Here is a 20,816-nt window from a genome sequence, read left to right on the forward strand (position 1 = left end):
GTTCCAAGCTGTCGTTGCAATTCCATGGATGAGCGAGGCGGCCGGCTTCGGCAAGAGCCAATCGCGATGGGTCTTCGACGGCATTTGGTATTCCCGCGGCACGGCGTCCGGCCTGGTTTGCGAAACCGCGCCGTTGGGAACTTTTGTCCGGCTGGCGGTTTTGGATGTATGGTGTGATTCAGAATAGCCAAGAGGTGTTGCCGATGACCACGAAATGCTTTGCGATCATGGCTCTCGCTATCGCGATAGGCTCAGGCCTTTGTGGTTCGGCGTTCGCCGGCGACCGGCATCACCACCACCAGGCCCAATCCGAACGCTACGTCCCCGCCGATGACGACCTCATCAACTTCCTTTTCGGCGGCCCGCGTTATTATGACCAGCAGTTGGTCACCACGGCGGCCGGACCGTGCTCCTACAATCGCGTTGGGCCCGACGCGAATGCGCTCAACAAAATCAACGATCATCATTGCGGCAAATAAGCCCGCTCAGCGCCTGTTTGGAAACTCTATTCTGGCGGCCATCTGAAGCGTTTCTGCGCTTCCCAACAGCGCATTCCTGGGCTTGCGGCATACAAACCCACCCGGTGCGCTACGGCCATCGAAGCCATCCAGCCCGGTAACGAGCCGTCGCTGCCGTCCGCTTGAGCACCGCCGCGGATGTGGCGTCAAAAAATCATACCGTAAGGGAAACCACGCCCTGTCGTCGAAAGCCTGAGTGAGGCATGGGGAGCATGAAGGAGGCTGCATTGGGAGATGACACGATGTCTGATCGGGACGACCTGATCCGCACGGCCATCGGGCGGCTGCTTTCCGAGAAAACCGGTGCCTCCGTCATATCGATGAGAGAGTGCATTGCCGAGCTTTTGGCGCGGACCGGTGCCGCGCTGGACGAAAACCTACAGGACCTGCTCCTGGAAATGGCCGAAGTCCGCGGCATGATCGTCACTCTCGATGTTTAGAGCAACCCCAGGCGCGGGGCTTCGGCTTTGGAGAGATCGTCAAGGTGATGTTCACGGCGACGATTTCACCGGCGGTGCCTTCGGCGCCGTCGGGCCTGGCAGCACGTTCGATACATTGCTGCCGCACTATCTTGTCGGGCTCAGCTAATGGTCGGCACCGCACTCGCCATCCGCTGACGTGCGAGCCGCACGACAGGCTGACTCTTTTCCCGAACCTCAAACGTCTTAGCTACAGTCAAGCAATGGAGCAGGATCAATGAGCCTCAGGGATAAAACTGTCGTGGTCACCGGTGGCAGCCGCGGACTTGGCCTCGGACTGGTCGAGGCCCTGATCGAACATGGCGCCAGGGTGACGGTCGTCGCCCGCGGTGCCGAGGCGCTGGAAGCGGTCAGTGCGCGGCTCGGGGTCGCCACCATCGCCGCCGACGTCACGGACGAAGACTCTGCTTACCGCATCCTTGGTGAGGTCCGCCCGGATATACTGGTGCTGAACGCCGGTGCGACACCGCGGATGGGCCGGCTGGATCAGTTGAAGTGGGAGGATTTCTCCATAGCTTGGGAAACCGACGTCAAAGCCGGGCTTTATTGGCTGCAGGCAGCGCTCAACCTGCCGCTCCAACCGGGCAGCCGCGTGCTGGTGGGGTCGAGTGGCGCGGCTGTTGCCGGATCGCAGATGTCTGGCGGTTATGGTGGCTCCAAACGCATGCTTTGGTTCATGGCCAAATACGCCAATGGCGTCTCGCAGGAGAAGAACCTCGGAATCCGCTTTCAGGCGATCGTGCCGCGGCAGATAATCCCCGGCACTGGAATCGGGGATGCAGCGGCCAACGCCTATGCGGGTTCCATTGGCATCACATCGGAACAGTTCGTCGCCCGCTTCGGTGCGGCGATGCCGCCCCGGGCGTTCGGCGATAGGGTGGTTTCCGTGCTGGAAGATCCGCAATATGCCGAGGGCGTCGTCTTCGGCCTCAACGGCGATGCCGGAGTGACCGTCATGGAGGGCGCGACGCCTTGAGCTATAGAGGGCCTGCCGTGGACCGCGACCGCCAGGAGGGGCTCCTTGCCCTTGCTGTCGCGTTGCGGCCGGAGCTGCACCGCTATTGCTCGCGCCTGATGGGATCGGTCATCGACGGCGAGGATGTCGTGCAGGACACCTTTGCCCGAGCCTTCATTGCCCTGGACGAGCTGTGCGACGTGCCGCAACTACGACCCTGGCTGTTCCGGATCGCCCACAATCGAGCGCTGGACCTGCTGCGCAGTCGCGCGATTCGTATCGCGGAGCCCATCGAGGCGGCCCTTGAAATTGTCGACGACGCCAAAGCCGACCCGGTGGAGATGCTGATGCGCAGGCAGGCCGTCCAAACCGCGGTGTCGCGCTTTGCGGAACTGCCGGTCCTCCAGCGCAGCGTCATCATCCTGAAGGATGTGCTCGACGAGCCGCTGGTCGAGATCGCCAGCCTGCTGGATATCACGGTCGATGCCGTGAAGGGGCATCTGGCGCGTGGTCGCGCCCGGCTTCGGGAGATCAACGCAAACGCCAACCCGTTGCCCGATACGCGCATCGCGTCCGCGACCGTGGTTCGCTATGCCGCCCTGTTTAACCAACGCGACTGGGACAGTTTGCGCGCACTGCTTGCCGACGACGTGAAGCTCCATCAGTCCCTGCACCCGCCGCGCTCGGGTGCCGCGGATGTCGGCATGTTCTTCACGATCTATGCCAAGGGCGATGACGTTTGGGTCACGCCCGCCTGGCTCGAAGGCCGCGAGGTGATTGCGGTGTTCGAACACCGGACCGCCCCGAAGCCCGACTATTTTATGTGGCTGGAGTGGCGGGAAGGGCGGATACGTTTCATCCGCGACTATCGCTATGTCCGCTATGTCGCCGACAATGCGGAACTGGTTCTGGCCGGGGACGCTGGCTCTTCCGGTCGCAGCACCGGCACTGATAAGGGATGACTTGGCGCGCATCGCTGTGCCCGCCCCGCCGCCCTAGCGCTGCTGCATCAGCTTCCGCGCCGCATCTTTCCCCGCCGCAAGAATGCGATCCGACAAACCGGTTCCTTCCACCGCGCGAGCCAGTTGAAGCGCGCCGATGAGCGTTGCAAAGACACCCAGTGCGGTGCCTTCCGGGTCCTTGTCCCGCGGAATTGCTGCAGCCAACTGGCGCACCAAGGTCAGCAAGTGGTCGGTATAGACTTCGCGCGTTTCAGGTGGCTGACGCGCGAGCTCCGGCAGCAGCGCGGCGGAGGCGCAGCCCTTTCCCGGATTGTCCCGGTGCTCGGCGGACAGATATGCCTCTATGCCCATCTCCGGGCCACCGGAGGCCAGCGCTTCCGCCAGTTGCTGCGACTGAATCTCCATGGCCGCCGCGACGCTTTCGCGGACAAGCTCCGCCTTTGATTGAAAGTGCGGATAGAAGGCGCCGTTCGTCAGTCCGGCGTCGCTCATGATGGTTGCCAGTCCGGACGCGGCTATGCCGTCACCGCGAAAACGATCGGCGGCGACCTCCATGATCCGGCCCCGTGACGCGTCCTTTCGGCCCTTTTCGTAACGCATGGCCGCGATTCCTTTCTGCTATTGCATTATGCTCATAATTTGATATTATGAGTGTAATTTAACTCACGCGATAAAGCTAGCCCTCATGGTTTGGAGCACGATATGAAAATGAATTCCGGAAAAGCCGCTGTCGTGACGGGAGCCTCCTCGGGCATTGGCCGCGCCACCGCCGAGGCCTTGACGCGGGCAGGGTTTACCGTCTTCGGCACGAGCCGCCGCAAAGCCAGCAACGGCCCGGACGGGGTGACCATGCTGGCTTGCGACGTGACCGACGGCGAGGCCGTGGCGGCACTCGTTTCGACGGTGCTCTCGCGGACTGGCCGGATCGACCTGCTGGTCAACAATGCCGGCGTCGGCCTGCTTGGAGGCGCCGAGGAATCCTCCGTCGCGCAGGTGCAGGCCCTGTTCGACGTCAACCTGTTCGGCGTCATCCGCATGACCAATGCGGTGTTGCCGTCGATGCGGCGGCGCGGCGAAGGGCGCATCATCAACATCGGCTCGGTGCTGGGATTGGTGCCCGCGCCATATTCAGCGCATTACTCGGCAGTCAAGCACGCGCTCGAAGGCTATTCGGAATCGCTCGACCATGAGGTGCGCGCCTTCAACGTCCGCGTCTCCGTCATCGAACCGGCATTCGTCCGTACCGTCTTCGACCAGAACGGGATTGAGCCGGATTCGGTGTTGAAGGAGTACGATCAGGCGCGAGTCGGGGTCGCCGCTCTCCTTCGCGATGTGATGCCCAAGGCCGATCGGCCGGAAGTGGTGGCGGAGGTCGTCGTCAGGGCCGCGACCGATGCTCGCCCGCGACGCCGCTACACCGCCGGCAGGGCCGCGCGGCAGGTCAGTATGCTGCGCCGCTTTGCCCCCGCGGAGATATTCGACAAGAGCTTGCGCAAGCAGTTCCGCCTGCCGGTCTGAACAAGGCAAGAGATTTCACGCACATGCGGCATACCAAAATCATTTTCAGAAAGCTGCCATCATGAAGGCATTCGTTGTCGACAAATATAGCAAGAAAGGCATTCTGCGGCTGGCCGAGATGCCGATGCCGGAACTCCAGGACAACGATGTCCTGGTCGAGGTCCATGCCGCGGGCGTGAACCTGCTGGATTCCAAGATCAGGACCGGTGAATTCAAGCTCATCCTGCCCTATCGCCGGCCCTTCATCCTGGGCCACGACGTGGCTGGGACAGTTCTCCGCGTGGGATCGAAAGTCCGCAAATTCAAACCCGGCGACGATGTCTATGCGCGGCCGCGCGATGGCCGGATCGGGACATTCGCCGAGTTCATCGCCATGGATGAAGCCGACGTGGCCTTGAAGCCTAAGAATCTGGGCATGGAAGAGGCGGCCTCGATCCCGCTGGTCGGTCTGACCGCCTGGCAGACGCTCATTGAAAGGGCAAACCTGAAGAAGGGACAGAAGGTCTTCATCCAGGCCGGCTCCGGCGGCGTGGGGACATTCGCCATCCAACTGGCGAAGCATCTCGGCGCGATCGTTGCCACAACCGCTGGTGCGGCGAGTGCCGATCTGGTCAGGGGTCTCGGCGCCGATGTCGTCGTCGACTACAGGAAAGACGACTTCGAGAAAGTCCTGTCGGGCTACGATGTCGTCTTGAACAGTCAGGACGCCAAGACGCTTGAAAAATCCTTGAATGTGCTGAAACCGGGTGGGAAGCTCATCTCCATTTCCGGCCCACCGGATCCCGAATTTGCCAGGGAAAAGGGCCTGAACCTGATGCTGAGATTGATACTGCGCCTGTTGAGTCGCGGCATTCGGACCAGGGCCAGGCGCCGTGGGGTGAAGTTTTCGTTCCTTTTCATGTGGGCGCAGGGCGATCAGCTGGGCAAGATCACCTCTCTCATCGAATCCGGAACCATTCGCCCGGTTGTCGATCGGGTCTTTCCATTCGAAGCGACCAATGAGGCTCTGGCTTACGTCGAGAGCGGGCGTGCGAAGGGCAAGGTCGTCATCAAGGTGAGATAGCGCTACATCTTTCCTGCGGTGCCGGTGCTCGGCCAACACTCGGGACACGGCGTGCGCGACATTCGAGCGGATTTGCGCAGAGGACAAGAACGAGCGGAGAGCTGGCGTTGACGTTGATCGACGGCCGGTCTCCGGCCGCCGCAGCTATTTGTTTTTACGCAATTGCGCTGCGCAGTTGTCCTGGAATTGCTATCATTGATTGATCTCGGGTTCGACGAGCCTTGCCAGGTTTCTGAGCGACTCCTGCCAGCCGAGATAGCAGGCCTCGACCGGAATGACGTCCGGAATGCCTGCCTGGGTGATCTCGACTTCGGTGCCAACCGACACTTTTTTCAAGATTACGGTCACCTGGATCTCGCCGGGCAGGTTGGGATCGTCGAACCTGTCAGTGTAGCGCAGGCGTTCGGCCGGAACGAGTTCGAGATACTCGCCGCCGAAGGAATGGCTGTTGCCGGTCGTGAAGTTGCGGAAGGACATCTTGAACGTGCCGCCGACCTTTGCCTCGAGGTGATGGACCGTGCAGGTGAAGCCGTTCGGCGGAAGCCACTTCGCCAGCGCGTCCGCTTCAACGAAGGCGCGATAGATCTTCTCCGGGCTGGTCGTCATAACGCGATGCAAATGTACGGTGCCGGGCATATCCTGTATCCTTTCACGATAGCTGTTCGATGTTCCTAGGACGAACGAGACTTGGCCAGTCCGACACACGCTCTCGGATTTTTGAAGACCTGGCCGCAAGCCTGTCCGGCTGCGCACGGCTTGGCGTACGCCGGTTGAGGTTGATGTGGGACTCGATTTTGCGGCGCCTGGCCTAATCGACGCAAATGCGGAACCGGATAGCCATTATGAGGAGACTGTTTATAACGGTCGCTGAGATCGCAAGGACCAAGGGGAGACGATGCGCTACATACGTCCGCTTTCAATCGAAGATGCCGTTGGCCAGCTGGCCGCGGCGACAGGTACGGCCGCCATTCTTGCCGGGGGCAGCGACCTGCTGGTGAGGATGAAGGGCGGCTTTGTCGAACCCGACCTGATCGTCGACATCAAGGCGATCGAGGCTTTGAGTGAAATCAGGGAAACGGCCGACGGTTTCAGCATCGGTGCCGCTGTTCCCTGCGCGGTCCTCGGCGAGAGCGCTGCCCTGAAGAAGGCATGGCCCGGCGTCGTAGAAGCGGCCAAGCTGATAGGCTCGAAGCAGGTGCAGGGGCGCTGCACGATCGTTGGCAATCTCTGCAACGCCTCGCCGGCTGCCGACAGCGTGCCGGCGCTGGTCGCGGCCGGCGCCAGGGCATCGGTCGTCGGCCCGGGGGGCAGGCGTACGATTCCCGTAGGAAACGTGCCGACCGGCCCGGGCAAGACGTCGTTGGCCAAAGGCGAAATCGTCGAGGCGATCCTGCTCGACAAGCGCGCACCGCGCTCGGGCGATGCCTACCTGCGCTTCATTCCCCGTACGGAAATGGATATCGCGGTGGTCAGCGCCGGCGTGAATTTGACGCTCGGTGAACATGACGTCGTCACAGCGGCCCGCGTGGCGCTGGGCGCCGCGGCGCCCACGGTGCTGCTGGTGGAAGAGGCAGCCGAGGCCCTTATCGGCAGGAAGCTGGACGAAGCCGCGCTTGAAAGGCTCGCCAAGGTCTGCTTTGGCGCCTGCCGCCCCATCGACGACAAGCGGGGCACCATCGAATTCAGAAGGAAAGTTGCGGGTGTGCTGGCCAAGCGGGCCGCCACGACCGCCTATGCACGTGCAGGAGGCAAGTGATGGCTGGTGTAGCAGTCTCAACCACAATCAACGGCGACAGCGTCGAGTACCTTTGCCAGCCGGACGAGACGCTGCTTGACGTCTTGCGCGATCGCCTGGGGCTGACGGGCGTCAAGGAAGGCTGCGGCACCGGCGACTGCGGCGCCTGCAGCATCATCCTCGACGACCGGCTGGTGTGCTCCTGCCTGGTGCTCGGCGCGGAAGCCGAGGGCCGCCGTGTCGAGACCGTCGAGGGCATGGCGCATGGCGACAGGCTGCATCCGCTGCAGCAAAAATTCCTCGAGCACGCAGCACTGCAATGCGGCATCTGCACGCCTGGCTTCCTGATCGCGGCCAAGGACCTGCTGGCCAAGAACCCCGATCCGACCGAGGAGGAAATCCGCTTCGGCCTCGCCGGGAACCTCTGCCGCTGTACCGGCTACGACAAGATCGTGCGTGCCGTTCAGGACGCGGCAAACGTGATGAAGGGAGCATGACGATGAATTTCGATCCGCGTTACTCCAATCGCAACTTCGCCTCCGTCGGCACACGTCCTATCCGCCCCGACGGCGTCGACAAGGTGACGGGCCGCGCGCGCTACGGCGCGGATTTCAACATGGCCGGCCAGTTGGTCGGGCGCGTCCTCAGAAGCCCCCACGCCCACGCCACGATCAGGAAGATCGACACCTCGAAGGCGGAGAAGCTCCCCGGCGTGAAGGCGGTGATCACCGCGGCCGACCTGCCAGACCTCACCGATGGCGATGCCGCCATGTACGACATCCTCGACAATTGCATGGCGCGCACCAAGGCGCTCTATGACGGCCATGCGGTGGCCGCGGTGGCAGCCGTCGACGCCCGCACGGCCCGGCAGGCGCTGAAACTGATCGAGGTCGACTACGAGCTTTTGCCGCATGTCACCGATGTCGACGAGGCGATGAAGCACTCCGCACCCCTCATCAACGATGCCATCTTCACCGAGGGCCTCGAGGAAAAGCCGGTAAAACCGTCCAACGTCACCAAGCGCAGCCAGTTTGGCCATGGCGATGTCCACCAGGGTTTCGGGCATGCCGATTTCATCGTCGAGCGGTCGTTCAAGACCGAGCAGACGCATCAGGGCTATATCGAGCCGCATGCCTGCGTGGCGAGCGTCAGCTCCGACGGCACCGCCGACCTCTGGGTCTGCACGCAGGGGCATTTCGTCTATCGCCAGCACTGCGCCCAATTGCTTGGCATGGAAGCCTCGAAGCTGCGCGTCACCTCCTCGGAGATCGGCGGCGGCTTCGGCGGCAAGACCCATGTCTGGGCTGAGCCGGTGGCGCTGGCGCTGTCGCGCAAGGCGGGGCGCCCGGTCAAGCTGGTGATGACCCGCGACGAGGTGTTCCGCGCCTCGGGCCCGACCAGCGCCACCTCGATCGACGTGAAGATCGGCGCCCGCAAGGACGGCACCATCACCGCCGCCGAAGCGACGCTGCGCTATTCCTGTGGCCCGTATCCGGGCTCCTGGGCCGAGATCGGCGCCATGACGGCGTTCGCCTGCTACAGGCTCGAGAACGTCAAGACGGTCGGCTACGAAGTGCTGGTCAACCGGCCGAAGACGGCGGCCTATCGCGCGCCCTCCGCACCCATGGCGGCGTTCGCGGTGGAAAGCGCGGTCGACGAATTGGCCAAAGAGATCGGCATGGACCCGGTCGACTTCCGCATAAAGAACGCCGCGCGGGAAGGCACCAGGTCGTCCTACGGCCCGGTCTATGGCCCGATCGGCATTGGCCCGACGCTGGAGGCGGTGAAGAACCATCCGCACATGAAGGCGCCGCTCGGAAAGAACCAGGGCAGGGGCATGGCCTGCGGCTTCTGGTTCAACTTCGGCGGCCAGACCTGCACCGACCTCAACATCGGAATGGACGGTTCGGTCTCGCTTGCCGTCGGCACCGTGGACGTGGGTGGTTCCCGCGCCTCGCTGTCGCTGGTGGCGGCCGAGGAACTCGGCATCGCCTACGAGCAGGTCAAGGCGATCGTCGCCGACACCTCCAGCCTCGGCTACAACGACATGACCGACGGCAGCCGGGGCACCTTCTCGTCCTCCATGGCGACCATCTCGGCCGCCCGCAACGCGATCAAGATCCTGCGCGAACGCGCCGCGCAGATGTGGGACATTGCCGTCGACGACGTGGTCTGGGAACAGGGCCACGCCGTTGCCAAGGGCGAGAAGCACGGCAATCTCGGCAAGCTGTCGCTGAAGGAGATTGCCGCCGCGTCGGGCACGACCGGCGGACCGATCGCCGGCCACAGCGAACTCGTCGCCGACGGCGCCGGCGTCTCTTTCGCCACCCATATCTGCGATATCGAGGTCGACCCCGAGACCGGCGCCACGAGGGTGTTGCGCTACACGGTGGTGCAAGATGCCGGCAAGGCGGTGCACCCGACCTACGTCGAGGGCCAGTACCAGGGCGGTGCCGCGCAAGGCATCGGCTGGGCGCTCAATGAGGAGTATATCTACGGCAAGGACGGGCGGCTTCAGAATCCCGGCTTCCTCGACTATCGCATCCCGGTCTGCTCGGACCTGCCGATGATTGACACGCAGATCCTCGAGATCCCCAACCCCAACCACCCATACGGGGTGCGCGGCGTCGGCGAGACGTCGATCGTGCCGCCGCTGGCGGCGATCGCCAATGCGGTGTCGAACGCCGCCGGCGTGCGCATGGCACATATTCCGATGTCGCCGCCGCGCATCCTGGCGGCGATCGAGGCGGAACGGGCAGGCTGATGGTCGAAGTGACGCTCTGGGGATCGCTTGGCGCGGCCGCCGGAGGCAAGAGCAAGGTCGAGATCGAGGCCAAGGACATAAGGGAACTGTTCAGGAAACTGGCTGAACAGTATCCCGGCATCGAGCCCTTGATCGACCGCGGCATTGCCGTCGCCATCGACGGCACGATCTATCGCGACACCTGGTCGAAGGAATTGCCAGAGGGCTCGGAGATTTTCCTGCTGCCGAGGCTGGCCGGGGGATAGTTGGACAAGCGTCTTGCTGCTGTGGCTTAGCGACGAGCCCGACACCATGCCGCAGGCGATCGACGCGACGGGCGCCGAGGGCCGTACCCGACTCTATGTTGCCTTCACGATTCTCGGTTTATTCGGTCGGCGGGATTGAGCCGCGCTCTCGAGGGCCAAGGCCAACCGCTTCTCGTCTTCGATGGCGCGGTCGACTGCCTCAATTTCCTCTTGCAGCGCCTTCAACTCGGCTCCGTAGCTGGAGCCGTCGCTGTCCCCGATCTGAAAGCCACTTGCCCGCATTGCGTCGCGGGTATGGTGCACGTTACGGACTCCTTCGCGTCGAGTCGCGACCAGGATTTCCCTGAACTCTCCAAGACGTTCAACGTGATTGCGAGTCATTGCGTTCTCCTTACGGCGTAGAAGGTTTGAATGACTACAGGAGATACTCTCGACAAAGCATGAGTGCGAAAGCTCAAATTTGAACGTCTTGCAATAACGTGGAGCGCAGCAGGCGGAAATTGGCTTGGGACCCAGGTGTTAGACTCTTCCGCCGAGCGCGTCTGCTGCTCGGCTCGGCTGCTCGTCGGCGCGCTTGCTGGTCCATCCAGCTGCGGTTCTGGATCGCGAGGTCCGTTTCTGAGCGCACGGCGACGCTGGTCTCAATGTCCGAAAAGAGGAGCAATGCGGACCTGCCCGATGTTTCATGCGCGAACGCCTGAGGTGCGAGCGCCGCCATTAACCATCGATTAACTATCCGGTCGCCTTTAATTCAAATTTGCAGCATACTGATTTGGGTAGCGAGGCTATTCAAGGAGACTGGAACAAGAGGTAATTCTCCTTTTCGCGCACACCTGCCACTCGCGACAGTCGAAATTGAAAAGGAACGACGGAACACCGTCGTCTCATAGGGAGGCGCCAGCATCATGTTTGATGAGGAGCGCCAGAATGAAGATCGAAGATGCAGTTACGGCAGTGACGTCGGAAGCGAGCGCGCTGACGTCTTGCCTCGGCCATCCCGTTGTCGCCTACCACGTCACGGAAATCATGAGAGAGGCAGACCTGGCACACGCCCGCGAGATGCAACTCGCGCTGGTGCGACGTAGCATCGAAGCTCTCGTCGATGACGGCCTGGAAGGCATCGCCGCCGAACATTTTGCATCCCAGTTGGACGGCCGCATCGGCTTGGCCTGGAGACTTCTGCACGCATCCGACGGCGTGGCGCATTGATCAAGACCAGAGCGGTCTTGGTCAAGCTCTGGCAAGGTCAGCTTCGAGGGGCAATGCGGTGATCCGCGATGATGGATTTTGACCTCATTGCGGACACGGTGACTAGGCGCGATGATCTCGACCTCGCCAAGTCGGCGTTCACGGTCTTAAGGGGGAGAACGTGGATGGATGATTTCAACATCGGCTTCGACCGCCGATATGCGGAGCGGTGGAATTCGGGCGCCACGGGCTTCGCCTGGATCAGGCCGGCTGCTGCCGGCCTCGTCGTGCTTGTGAACCTCGCCGATTGCCATCGGCATCAGGCCGGAGACGATGTGGGTGAGGCTGTCATCATTGCCGGGCAAGCGGAGGCCGTCTCGGCGGCGCCGATGTGTCCGCCGCCGGCAGGATCGGCGGCAGGAATGGTCGGCTATTTGATCTAATTTCTTTGCAAGCCGTTAATGCGGCCATGCTGTTAATCAGCATTTGCTAATGAATCATTCAAAGCTAAGGCAAGCAATGACCAAGAATCTCGGCAATGCACGCCACACGCCGGCGAAGGCCCAGCAGGTTTCCCTTCTTGGCAAGGTCGCGCCGACGCTGTTTCCGCTGGTCGCGGCGGCGCTGGGCTACATGATCGGCAGGCAGTTCTTCGGCATGTAGCGGGCTTGCCGCTACCCGGCTTGGCGCCCTCAAACGCCTTAGCGAACTGACCAGAACAGCGCGGGGGCCGGCATTTGCTCTGCAGCCGCCGGTCGTCAGAGTTCGACGTCAGACGTGGACGTCGCCGAAGGAAAGTTCGCCGTCGTCGCGGGCCGCGAAAAAGACGATAGCCAGCAGCCAGGCATAGAATGCCGCCACGACGACCACGATCACCGTACCGGGAATGGGGCCAAGGGAGGCGCTTTCGACGGCCTCGCGAAGCGAACCGACAAACCCGGTCCTGAGGCCCGCGGTCTGAAGGCTGGGGGTCGATATCTTGACCACCCAGGCCAGCAGCAGGATCAGGAACAGGTAGATGTAGTTTCGCCGCAGGCGGCGCGCCAGCGCAGCGCGCTGCGACAGCAGGAACTTCGGCGCGCGCAGGCCTTCGCCGACGATGAGCAGCCAGTCAGACGCAAAGTCCGGTTGCGGGGAAAAGATCTGCGCGAAATAGTGACGCTCGAACTGCCGCACGCGAGCCCGGTAGAAGTCGAAGAACCGATAGCGGCGCGCCTCGATCCACAGCAAGAGCAGGATCAGCAGCATGGCGAACAGGAGCACGCCGTGATGCGCACTGGCCGTGGACAGCGATACCGAAAGCAGCGCCGCCACCACCGTGATCGCCCAGTTCGTCGTCCGGTCGAGCCGGTCGCGCCATCCCGCCATGCGGGCAATCTCGGCGCGGTGAAAATGCGACAGCGTATTCACGCGCTCCGTCGATGAAAGGACGAGGCCCGCGGGTTTTGCCGACGCATCGTTCATGACATCCTCCGGCAAGGACTAGAACACTTTGCCGGCAACATTGTTCCCAGGTGCTCATTTTGGCCCGCCGATCCAGTCGACCAGAAGGACAACGAGCCCGACCGACCATCGCGCGCTGTTTCGCGACGCGCTGATCGATGGGCTTGAGGTAGTGCGGGTTGAACACAATTTTGGAAAACGACCGTGAAATGATTGAGATGCAAAGATTTCCATCAGGCGTACGGCAATAAGCCGGCACAATTTTTAGGCAATCTTTAGGCAATGTTGTCGAGGCGGCCGCGTACCGCAGGTCAGGTGGTCAAATGGTTCCTTGTTGGATTCATCTTGGATGGAAACGATTCATGGCTTGACACTGGGCCAAGCTGAAGAGCTATGCTAGATTTCGCTTGAAAGTTTGCGCGGGGGAATCTGTACATGGATTTCATCGAGAGGTGGTTAGGTATTTCGCCTGACGGCGGCGACGGATCGACAGAAGCTCTGTACGTACTTGCCGTTGTCGCAATATTGGCGCTTGTCTTCCACAAGCGCATCGTGCAGTTCGCGCGCGGTTTCTTCGTGCGGAAATAGCCAGCCTACCATTCAAGTTCCGCTTTATTCGTCTGACCAGAGTTACAAGCGGCACCAGTCGTCTAACCCGTCCAGAGCGCTGTTGCCGCGCGAATCCCGTCGTTAATCAGGCGTTGCCCTGCGTTAGCTTCAGAAAGGGAGTCGATGCGTGGAATAGCGGCAATACTGCGAGCACTGTTCTCCGCCTGGATTCCGGCGCTGATCGAGATGGCTCACCGCTTCTGTCGCCGGTGGCGGCTGGGGGGTGACCGTCGGGTCGACCAGAAGGGGTCCCGGGCACATTGCGTGCCGATCGACCATCCTGCATTCTGCCGGCCCGATCCGCTGATCTACGATCAATACTATCTGATCGGCCTTGGCCTCGCGGTGACCTGGGACAATCCCGACATCGAGGTGCGCCAGGGTGGGGTGCCCGTTCCTGCCGGCAAGTTGCAGGCTGACACCGACTACGAGGTGCGCGTCCGCGTCTGGAACGCCTCCAAGGATGCCGTTGTCGTCAAGATGCCGGTTCATCTGTCCTATCTGTCGTTCGGTATCGGAACCGTGTCGAACCCGATAGACACCAGGCCGGTCTCGGTCGGGGTGATCGGATCCGCCGGCCAGCCCGGGTTCGTCTCCTTCGACTGGCATACGCCCCGGGAAGCAGGTCACTATTGCCTGCAGGCCTTGCTCGACCCGGCCGACGATGCCAACTTCGCCAACAATCTCGGACAGAAAAACACCGACATCGGGCTGGCGCAGTCGCCGGCGACATTTCAATTCGAACTGCGCAACGCCACCCGTCGGCCGCACCGGTATCGCTTCACCGTCGACGCCTACACCATTCCGCCGCTCAACCCCTGTCGTGACGACCGGCAACCGACAGAGGAGTCCGTCAAGGCCGAGCAAAAGCGCCGGCTGGCGGCACATTTGCCGGCGGTTCATCCGCTGCCGCCTGGCTGGAAGGTCGAGATTTCGCCTGACCAGCCGTCGCTGGCGCCGGGCGAACAGGTGACGATCACGGCGGTCGCCACCCCGCCGAGTGGTTGGACCGGCCGGCAAGCCCTCAATTTGAATGCGTTCGACGAGGGTGAGCACGCCAGTGGCGGCGTCACCTTGACCGTCCTCAGCAGCCTGGAGCCGTGATGGCCACCGACGACAAATCCTGGACCACGTGCACGACCGCGGACAAGGTGATCTCGGTCAACCAGTACATCAGCGCGGCGATCACCAGCGGCATATTCGCGGCCGTCATGGCTGTGGTGCTGATCGCGATGGGCGAACCGTGGTGCTTGCCGATTGCGCTTGTGGTGACCGGGATTGTCTGGATTCTCGCCTATTGCGACTGGTGGCTCAACAACCGGCTGGTTTGTCTCGGCGACAAGAGCCCGGTCAGCGTCGTCGGGATGGTCATCAGCATCGAGCCGCCTTCGGAGAAGACATGGCCCGGAAGCCTGGACTCCGACTACAGCCTCAACCTGCTGCTGCCGAACAACCCGGTGGGCGTCAGCCAGGCCGTTGCCGGCGCCAGCGTTCCGTTCGGCTATCTGATGGCTGAAACCGCCACCACCTCCTCGCACGGCTTGCTGTTCACCGGGAATCCGGCGGAGGACAAGGCGACCGGGGTAAAATCAGAGGCACTGCATGTGGAGTTCGAGGGCGCCTCGATCCACGACCTGCAGACCGTCAACATCCTGGCGCTGATTGCAGCCCTGACGGCGCTGGCACTCTGCATGTCGGGCGTCGGCGTGGTCGTTGCCTACATCCTGGCGCTTCTCGCCTTGCTTGCCGCGCTGCTTGGCGCGGCCTTCAGCAGTTCGGACACGGCCAGCCCGAGCGATGCCGGACTGCCCAGCATCGAGGTCAACAAGGGCGATGGAACCGGAGCGACAATCCTGGGCGTGACCGGCCGATGGGTCTATGACGCCGGACATATCCACGACAGCTTTCATGAAGGCCACAACGAACTGCATCCGGTCCAGCAGGCCCAGATCCTGGGAGGGCCGTGGGATGGTGACTGGCCCCCCGATATCGACGGGATCATTCGCGGCTACCAGGATGGGTACGCGCAATCCCAGGATCCACTCACCAAGCAGGAACAGGCGCGGCCCGGCTCCAAATGGTCGGTCCATCCCTATGTCGACGGGTGCAACGACCGGCCGGATCATCCTCCGCATTGAAGCACGTTGTGGAGCGACGGTGTTTTGTCGAATCCAGTCAAGCCGTTGGATGCGACAGCTCAGATTCTGATGCCGCGTTGAAGAGCCGGTCGCTCAGAATCCGGCAACGAAACCTGCCCGGTTCAACCAGTGGACAAAGGGTGGGGCAATCACGAAGATGGCGAAAGGAGCAAAACATAGACCCGCTAGACCGCCCCATCGTGCAACGTAACGTGGGTCGTCGGCGTCGAAGGTGGACCTGATGCCGAACCGGCTTGCAACGACATTCCAGTTGCGCTTGGGCCTGATATGACCACCTAGCGCGCCCAACGAAAAAAACGTCAGGAACAGAAGCCAACAACTCGTTGCCTGAAAGGCGGAGAAGTAGGTGATCCAGCCATGCTCATTGTGTCGATAGACCAGGCCTCGTACCGCGTCAGGTAGGTGAGGGGCGGTTGATGTCCAGATATGGTCGAGAACGAAGAAGCAGACAAAGGCCACGATACCGCAGCCGGCAAGAAAGCCTCCGAGGACATTGAGCACGGCATTGCGTTCGAACTTGGCGAACATGGCACGATTACACCTGCGCTTTGAGCGCCGTCAAAAACGTGGGAAGCAGTCAGGGGTTTTTCAAGTTCATGTCACCCGGCCAGCCCCCTTGAGAATCTCCCCTGCGCTAAGCAACATGGCGGCCATGGTTGAGACGCGCGAATGAACAAACCGATTTCTGCCGCATCGTCGCGAAAGTCGGAGCCGCGCAAGGCGCCGATGGCACTGACCGAGGAACTCGTCGCCCGCACCATGCGCGCGGTCGAGGATGCAGGACCGACACCGGGCATGGTCTACATGACCGACGCCGACTATGCGCGCATCCGCGACGAAGTGCTGGCCGGCGCGCCGGCCGGGCCTTTAAAACTGTTCGCCTACGGCTCGCTGCTGTGGAAGCCGGTCGGCGAGGTGAGGGGTGGCGAGCGGGCAGTGGCGACCGGCTGGCACCGTTCGTTTTGCTTCACCGTGAAGCGTTTTCGCGGCACGGTCGAACAGCCCGGCCTGATGATGGCGCTCGATCGCGGCGGCCAGTGCCAGGGCATGGTGTTCGAGATTGCGGAGCCGATTGCCGCCAATCTCGAAGCGCTGCTGCGCCGCGAGATGACCATCCTGCCGGCTGTCAACGTGCCACGCTGGCTGCAGGTCAGGACCGAGGGCGGCAAGTGCCGCGCGCTTAGCTTCGTCGTCGATCCCGCCAATCCGCGCTATGCCGGCAAACTCGACAAGCGGACGATCGCTGAGACACTGGCCACGGCGGTCGGCCATTGGGGCTCGGGTGCGGAGTACCTCTTCGAGACGATCCGCCATCTCGACGCCTGCGGCATTCGCGACCGCAATCTGTGGCAGTTGCAGGAACTGGTGGCCGAGGAGATCGGCCGCGCCCACGCCGGCTAAAGCCGCAAGAGTCCGTCATTCTTGGCGCCGCCAAATAATATTCAACCAAACGGTTGACAATCAAAAGCCGCGCGCGCATATTCAACCACATGGTTGAATTGCTCACATACGAGATGGATCAGGTCTTTCACGCCCTTGGCGACGCGACGCGCCGGCAGATGCTGCGCGAACTCGCCGGTGGCGGGCGTACGGTGAGCCAGCTGGCCGAACCATTCGCGATGTCGCTCGCGGCTGCTTCCAAACACATCAAGGTGCTGGAGAATGCCGGACTGATCCGCCGCGAGGTGCTCGGCCGCACGCATGTATGCCACCTCGAGGCTGGCCCGCTGGCCAGCGCGCATGAGTGGCTTGGAGCCTACTCGCGCTTCTGGACGGGGAGGCTCGACATATTGGAACGATTGCTGCGCGAGGACGACGCGCGCAAATCGTCGACGCAGAAGAAGGGAGACCAGACATGACCGAACGACATGCCGAGAATGGCTATGGCGTGCTGACCGAGCCGGCCACCTTGACGATCGAACGGCTGCTGCCCGGCCCGGCTGAGCGCATCTGGGGCTACATCACCGACCCAGAACTGCGTCGCCAATGGCTGGCCGCCGGCCCCATGGGAAGCGAGGCCGGCTCGCCCTTCGAACTCACCTGGCGCAACGACGAACTGACCGAGCCGGCCGGCGAGCGCCCGCCAGGATTTCCGGCCGTGCACACCATGCCGGGTGAGATCACCGAGATCGATCCGCCGCACCGGCTCGGCATCACCTGGGGCAGCACCGGCGGCGTTACGTTCGAACTCACTTCGCTAGGCAAGGATGTGCTGCTCACCATTGTCCATCGCCGCCTGGGTGACCGGTCGCTGATGCTCAACATCGCCCCCGGCTGGCACATGCATCTCGACATTTTGGCCGCGAGGCTGCGCGGAGAACAGCCGGAGCCGTTCTGGGACGGCTGGTCGAGACTGAGAAAGGACTACGACCGGCGCCTGCCTGCCTGAGCAGGAGAGACGCGAAACCCGTGGAAAGGAGACGATAGCGCCGGACACTTCGAGACTTGCATGACCGTTGACTGACAAGCGGGCGATCGTCCGCATGACGACCGCTGCCCTGCAGCGACATTTCCCAACATTTCCCGACATTTTGAACCGCCGGCCCGCGGGCCGCACAACCGCGCCTTTGTGCGCAAAGGAGAATGCCATGCGTAAATTGATCGCCGCCATGAAGATTTCAGTCGACGGCAAGGCAGAGGGGCCGACCGGCATCGCAGACTGGGTGCATGCCTGGTCGGAGGACTATGGGCTGATGGAACAGGTGGATGCCTGCGTGCTCGGCGGCCGCATGTATCCCGGCTACGAGCAGTACTGGACCGCGATCCAGAACGCACCCGGCGAGCCGCTGCCGATGACCGGCAAGCCTGCCGCGCGGGAAGAGCTGCCCTGGGCACGTTTTGCCGCCAAGACACCGCACTATGTGCTGTCGAACACGCTGAATTCAGCCAACTGGCCGATGACGCGTTTTCTCAGGTCCAACGACGATGTCGCGGCGCTGAAGCGCCAGCCCGGCAAGGACGTTTATTTGATGGGCGGCTCGACCATCGCCGACAGCCTTACCGAGGCCGGGCTGGTCGACGAATTGCGCCTCGTCGTCTATCCGCTGATCGCCGGCGAGGGCAAGGTGCTGTTTTCGACGACGGCCCAGCGCCGCGACCTGGAACTGACCAAGGTCGAACAGATGCCGGGCGGGCGGCTGAGCCTGGTCTACAAGATCGGCTGAGCGCTCAGAGCCTGTTTGGAAACTCGACAGGCTCTCTCATCCGTCTCTCAGCCACACCAGCATTTCGCCAGGCTCGCGGTTGTCCCAGGCGAAATAGGGAATGGCGGTCAGGCGCGTTTTGGTGGTGGCCGGCGGCGCGGGCCGGTAGAGCCCACCTTGCCAGCCGTCGCCTGCATCGGCTTGCGCGGTGGCCGAGAGCGTCACCACGCCGCCGAGAAGCTCGGGCCGCTGCTGCGCTTCGACGCTTGCGGCCCTCGGCAGCGTCAGGCGATGCAGCTGGCTGTCATTGTCGGTCGCCTCGACGCAGTAGATCAGCGGACCGCGCGACAGCGCGACTCGGCCGGCATCCTGCCGCACCTGCGGGTTGGCATAGAGCCGCTCGATCGGCATTTCGAGATCGAGCAGGACGCGGTCGCCCTTTTTCCATGTCCGCCGGATCGCGGTGTAGCCGTCGCTGGTGACATCCGCCAGGCCGACCGGCTCGCCGTTCACCGTCAGCTCGGCGCCGGTGCTCCAGGCCGGGATGCGCAGATGGAGGGTGAACTCCACCGGCGCCTGCGGGGCGAGCGTGATCTCGACGGCGCCGTCCCAGGGATAGCGGCTCGCCTGCGTCAGGCTCACCGGGACGCCTGTTATGTCGAAGCGGGCGGTCGAGTCGCCATAGAGATGCACGGCAACAGCATCGTCGGACAGGCTGTAGAAATAGCTGCCGATCGAGGCGACCATGCGCCCGATATTGGGCGGGCAGCAGGGGCAGCGGTGCCATTTCCAGCGGTTGTGAGCGCCGCGGCTTTCGAGCGGGTTCTCGTAGAAGAACAGCGAGCCGTCGAGCGACAGGCCCGAGATCGAGCCATTGTAGAGGGCACGTTCCATCATGTCGGCGTAGCGGGCGTTCGGCCCCATGCCGAGCATGCGGCTGGCCCAGAACACCAGCCCGACGGCGGCGCAGGTCTCGGCATAGGCGCTCTCGTTGGGCAGGTCGTAATCGCTGGTGAAGCCCTCATTGTCCGCCGATGGGCCAAGCCCGCCGGTGATGTAGAGGCTCTTGGTGGTGAGATCGTCCCACAGCCGGTCGAGTGCCGTCCGCAGCGTGTCGTCGGCATATTCGGTGGCGATGTCGGCCATGCCCGAATAGAGGTACATGGCCCGAACCGCATGGCCGACGACCTTGTCCTGCTCGCGCACCGGAATGTGCGACTGGTTGTACTCATAGGTCTTGAAATGGAAATCCCTGGGATCGGCACCGCGGGCGCGGGCCTCCTCGTCGAAGTAGTGCGGCTGCTGGCCGCGCTGGTCGATGAAGTATTTCGCCAGCTCCATGTATTTCTGCTCGCCGGTCACCCGCGCCAGCTTGACCAGCGCCAGCTCGATCTCCTCGTGGCCGCAATAGCCATGTTTCTGGCCGGGCTGCGGTCCCAGCACCGTGGCGATATGGTCGGCGAAGCGACACATCACATCGAGCAGTTTGCGTTTTCCGGTGGCCTGGTAGTAGGCGACCGCGCCTTCGATCAGGTGCCCGGCGCAATAGAGCTCGTGGCAGTCACGCAGATTGGTCCAGCGCAGGCCGCGCTGGATGCGCTGATACCAGCTCGAGAGGTAGCCGTCCGGCTGCTGCAGCTTCTCATACATGTCGATGACGGCATCGATCTTCTTCTCCAGTTCGGGGTTCTTGCGCCGGTAGAGCGAATAGGCTGCGGTCTCGATGGTCTTGCCCCAGTCGGAATCCCAGAACATCTGTGTCGTCACCGTGCTGGCGGTGAAGCCGTCGCTGACATGGAAAGGGATGACGACACCGGGCGAGGGCCGGTCCGGGTCGATCTGCTCCAGCATGCGGGCCTCGACGCAACGGTCGTAGAGGATGCGGGCGGTGGCGCCGGCGACCGCGTCGGCGCGATCGCCCCAGAAGCCGCGCACGTCGACCTGCGGCACCGGCAGCGGGCGGAAGGCGAGTTTGGGCTTGCCCGTCTTGCCCGTCCGGGCGGTTTGGGTGGATGGCGATGCGGTCATGAACTTA

Annotated in this window: 26 protein-coding genes; 20 read left to right on the forward strand and 6 right to left on the reverse strand. The window is 62.8% G+C overall.

Annotation, left to right across the window (positions count from 1 at the left end; all coding sequences use genetic code 11):
- Window positions 1-164: 164 nt before the first annotated feature.
- The 4 genes from AC1DZU_RS06505 to AC1DZU_RS06520 all read left to right on the forward strand — a co-directional run bounded on the left by AC1DZU_RS06505 (window position 165) and on the right by AC1DZU_RS06520 (window position 2,914).
- Window positions 165-479, forward strand: a complete 315-nt coding sequence (locus tag AC1DZU_RS06505; RefSeq protein ID WP_477282859.1) for a hypothetical protein — start codon at window positions 165-167, stop codon at window positions 477-479.
- A 281-nt stretch (window positions 480-760) separates the two neighbouring features.
- Window positions 761-958, forward strand: coding sequence for a hypothetical protein (locus AC1DZU_RS06510; RefSeq protein ID WP_477282861.1), 198 nt, complete (start codon window positions 761-763; stop codon window positions 956-958).
- 256 nt (window positions 959-1,214) lie between these two features.
- Window positions 1,215-1,973, forward strand: coding sequence for an SDR family oxidoreductase (locus AC1DZU_RS06515; RefSeq protein ID WP_477282864.1), 759 nt, complete (start codon window positions 1,215-1,217; stop codon window positions 1,971-1,973).
- A complete protein-coding gene (locus tag AC1DZU_RS06520) occupies window positions 1,970-2,914 on the forward strand; it encodes a sigma-70 family RNA polymerase sigma factor (protein ID WP_477282866.1) in 945 nt (314 codons plus the stop codon). The genes AC1DZU_RS06515 and AC1DZU_RS06520 overlap by 4 nt, the downstream gene beginning before the upstream one ends.
- A gap of 33 nt (window positions 2,915-2,947) precedes the next feature.
- Here the strand turns inward: AC1DZU_RS06520 and AC1DZU_RS06525 are convergent, their stop codons facing one another.
- Window positions 2,948-3,514 carry a TetR/AcrR family transcriptional regulator gene (locus AC1DZU_RS06525; protein WP_477282868.1) on the reverse strand — a complete coding sequence of 189 codons (567 nt, stop codon included), beginning with the start codon at window positions 3,512-3,514 and terminating at the stop codon, window positions 2,948-2,950.
- A gap of 102 nt (window positions 3,515-3,616) precedes the next feature.
- Here AC1DZU_RS06525 and AC1DZU_RS06530 point away from each other — a divergent pair, with 102 nt between their 5' ends.
- On the forward strand, window positions 3,617-4,432 hold the full coding sequence (locus tag AC1DZU_RS06530) for an oxidoreductase (protein WP_477282870.1): 816 nt from the start codon (window positions 3,617-3,619) through the stop codon (window positions 4,430-4,432).
- Between the two features lie 61 nt (window positions 4,433-4,493).
- Window positions 4,494-5,495: an NADP-dependent oxidoreductase gene (locus AC1DZU_RS06535; protein ID WP_477282872.1), complete on the forward strand. Its 1,002-nt coding sequence runs from the start codon at window positions 4,494-4,496 to the stop codon at window positions 5,493-5,495.
- A 192-nt stretch (window positions 5,496-5,687) separates the two neighbouring features.
- On the opposite strand, the gene AC1DZU_RS06540 is transcribed toward AC1DZU_RS06535, so the two are convergent.
- Window positions 5,688-6,131, reverse strand: a complete 444-nt coding sequence (locus AC1DZU_RS06540) for an SRPBCC family protein (protein ID WP_477282874.1) — start codon at window positions 6,129-6,131, stop codon at window positions 5,688-5,690.
- A gap of 259 nt (window positions 6,132-6,390) precedes the next feature.
- Between AC1DZU_RS06540 and AC1DZU_RS06545 the strand changes: the two genes are divergently transcribed.
- Genes AC1DZU_RS06545 through AC1DZU_RS06560 form a run of 4 tightly spaced genes read left to right on the forward strand, consistent with a single transcriptional unit; the run spans window position 6,391 to window position 10,239 of the window.
- A complete protein-coding gene (locus tag AC1DZU_RS06545) occupies window positions 6,391-7,251 on the forward strand; it encodes an FAD binding domain-containing protein (RefSeq protein ID WP_477282876.1) in 861 nt (286 codons plus the stop codon).
- Window positions 7,251-7,727 (forward strand): (2Fe-2S)-binding protein, encoded by a 477-nt coding sequence (locus AC1DZU_RS06550; protein ID WP_477282878.1) that lies wholly within the window; start codon window positions 7,251-7,253, stop codon window positions 7,725-7,727. The genes AC1DZU_RS06545 and AC1DZU_RS06550 overlap by 1 nt, the downstream gene beginning before the upstream one ends.
- A gap of 2 nt (window positions 7,728-7,729) precedes the next feature.
- Window positions 7,730-9,994 (forward strand): xanthine dehydrogenase family protein molybdopterin-binding subunit, encoded by a 2,265-nt coding sequence (locus AC1DZU_RS06555; protein ID WP_477283273.1) that lies wholly within the window; start codon window positions 7,730-7,732, stop codon window positions 9,992-9,994.
- A complete protein-coding gene (locus AC1DZU_RS06560; protein ID WP_477282880.1) occupies window positions 9,994-10,239 on the forward strand; it encodes a MoaD/ThiS family protein in 246 nt (81 codons plus the stop codon). The genes AC1DZU_RS06555 and AC1DZU_RS06560 overlap by 1 nt, the downstream gene beginning before the upstream one ends.
- A gap of 93 nt (window positions 10,240-10,332) precedes the next feature.
- Here AC1DZU_RS06560 and AC1DZU_RS06565 read toward each other — a convergent pair whose 3' ends face one another.
- Window positions 10,333-10,620, reverse strand: coding sequence for a hypothetical protein (locus tag AC1DZU_RS06565; RefSeq protein WP_477282883.1), 288 nt, complete (start codon window positions 10,618-10,620; stop codon window positions 10,333-10,335).
- Window positions 10,621-11,166: 546 nt separating this feature from the next.
- Here AC1DZU_RS06565 and AC1DZU_RS06570 point away from each other — a divergent pair.
- The 3 genes from AC1DZU_RS06570 to AC1DZU_RS06580 all read left to right on the forward strand — a co-directional run bounded on the left by AC1DZU_RS06570 (window position 11,167) and on the right by AC1DZU_RS06580 (window position 12,090).
- On the forward strand, window positions 11,167-11,448 hold the full coding sequence (locus tag AC1DZU_RS06570) for a hypothetical protein (protein WP_477282885.1): 282 nt from the start codon (window positions 11,167-11,169) through the stop codon (window positions 11,446-11,448).
- Between the two features lie 164 nt (window positions 11,449-11,612).
- Window positions 11,613-11,870: a hypothetical protein gene (locus AC1DZU_RS06575; protein ID WP_477282887.1), complete on the forward strand. Its 258-nt coding sequence runs from the start codon at window positions 11,613-11,615 to the stop codon at window positions 11,868-11,870.
- A 76-nt stretch (window positions 11,871-11,946) separates the two neighbouring features.
- Window positions 11,947-12,090: a hypothetical protein gene (locus AC1DZU_RS06580; protein WP_184875556.1), complete on the forward strand. Its 144-nt coding sequence runs from the start codon at window positions 11,947-11,949 to the stop codon at window positions 12,088-12,090.
- A 108-nt stretch (window positions 12,091-12,198) separates the two neighbouring features.
- Here the strand turns inward: AC1DZU_RS06580 and AC1DZU_RS06585 are convergent, their stop codons facing one another.
- Window positions 12,199-12,891 carry a DUF2270 domain-containing protein gene (locus AC1DZU_RS06585; RefSeq protein WP_477282889.1) on the reverse strand — a complete coding sequence of 231 codons (693 nt, stop codon included), beginning with the start codon at window positions 12,889-12,891 and terminating at the stop codon, window positions 12,199-12,201.
- Window positions 12,892-13,305: 414 nt separating this feature from the next.
- Here AC1DZU_RS06585 and AC1DZU_RS06590 point away from each other — a divergent pair, with 414 nt between their 5' ends.
- From AC1DZU_RS06590 to AC1DZU_RS06600, 3 genes are all read left to right on the forward strand, one after another.
- Window positions 13,306-13,458 carry a hypothetical protein gene (locus AC1DZU_RS06590; protein ID WP_477282891.1) on the forward strand — a complete coding sequence of 51 codons (153 nt, stop codon included), beginning with the start codon at window positions 13,306-13,308 and terminating at the stop codon, window positions 13,456-13,458.
- A 144-nt stretch (window positions 13,459-13,602) separates the two neighbouring features.
- The gene (locus AC1DZU_RS06595; RefSeq protein ID WP_477282893.1) at window positions 13,603-14,583 is read left to right on the forward strand and encodes a hypothetical protein; all 981 of its coding nucleotides are present in this window, start codon (window positions 13,603-13,605) and stop codon (window positions 14,581-14,583) included.
- Window positions 14,583-15,617 (forward strand): hypothetical protein, encoded by a 1,035-nt coding sequence (locus tag AC1DZU_RS06600; protein ID WP_477282895.1) that lies wholly within the window; start codon window positions 14,583-14,585, stop codon window positions 15,615-15,617. The genes AC1DZU_RS06595 and AC1DZU_RS06600 overlap by 1 nt, the downstream gene beginning before the upstream one ends.
- A 93-nt stretch (window positions 15,618-15,710) precedes the next feature.
- Here the strand turns inward: AC1DZU_RS06600 and AC1DZU_RS06605 are convergent, their stop codons facing one another.
- Window positions 15,711-16,166 (reverse strand): hypothetical protein, encoded by a 456-nt coding sequence (locus AC1DZU_RS06605; protein ID WP_477282897.1) that lies wholly within the window; start codon window positions 16,164-16,166, stop codon window positions 15,711-15,713.
- A 141-nt stretch (window positions 16,167-16,307) separates the two neighbouring features.
- Here AC1DZU_RS06605 and AC1DZU_RS06610 point away from each other — a divergent pair, with 141 nt between their 5' ends.
- The 4 genes from AC1DZU_RS06610 to AC1DZU_RS06625 all read left to right on the forward strand — a co-directional run bounded on the left by AC1DZU_RS06610 (window position 16,308) and on the right by AC1DZU_RS06625 (window position 18,802).
- A complete protein-coding gene (locus AC1DZU_RS06610) occupies window positions 16,308-17,039 on the forward strand; it encodes a gamma-glutamylcyclotransferase (RefSeq protein WP_477282899.1) in 732 nt (243 codons plus the stop codon).
- A gap of 89 nt (window positions 17,040-17,128) precedes the next feature.
- On the forward strand, window positions 17,129-17,497 hold the full coding sequence (locus tag AC1DZU_RS06615) for an ArsR/SmtB family transcription factor (protein WP_477282901.1): 369 nt from the start codon (window positions 17,129-17,131) through the stop codon (window positions 17,495-17,497).
- On the forward strand, window positions 17,494-18,027 hold the full coding sequence (locus AC1DZU_RS06620; protein WP_477282903.1) for an SRPBCC family protein: 534 nt from the start codon (window positions 17,494-17,496) through the stop codon (window positions 18,025-18,027). Before AC1DZU_RS06615 ends, AC1DZU_RS06620 begins: the two co-directional genes overlap by 4 nt.
- 199 nt (window positions 18,028-18,226) lie before the next feature.
- Window positions 18,227-18,802 carry a dihydrofolate reductase family protein gene (locus AC1DZU_RS06625; protein WP_477282905.1) on the forward strand — a complete coding sequence of 192 codons (576 nt, stop codon included), beginning with the start codon at window positions 18,227-18,229 and terminating at the stop codon, window positions 18,800-18,802.
- A gap of 36 nt (window positions 18,803-18,838) precedes the next feature.
- Here AC1DZU_RS06625 and AC1DZU_RS06630 read toward each other — a convergent pair whose 3' ends face one another.
- Window positions 18,839-20,809 carry a glycoside hydrolase family 127 protein gene (locus AC1DZU_RS06630; RefSeq protein ID WP_477282907.1) on the reverse strand — a complete coding sequence of 657 codons (1,971 nt, stop codon included), beginning with the start codon at window positions 20,807-20,809 and terminating at the stop codon, window positions 18,839-18,841.
- Window positions 20,810-20,816 lie beyond the last annotated feature (7 nt).

This window comes from Mesorhizobium sp. P2_A12, assembly GCF_056405075.1.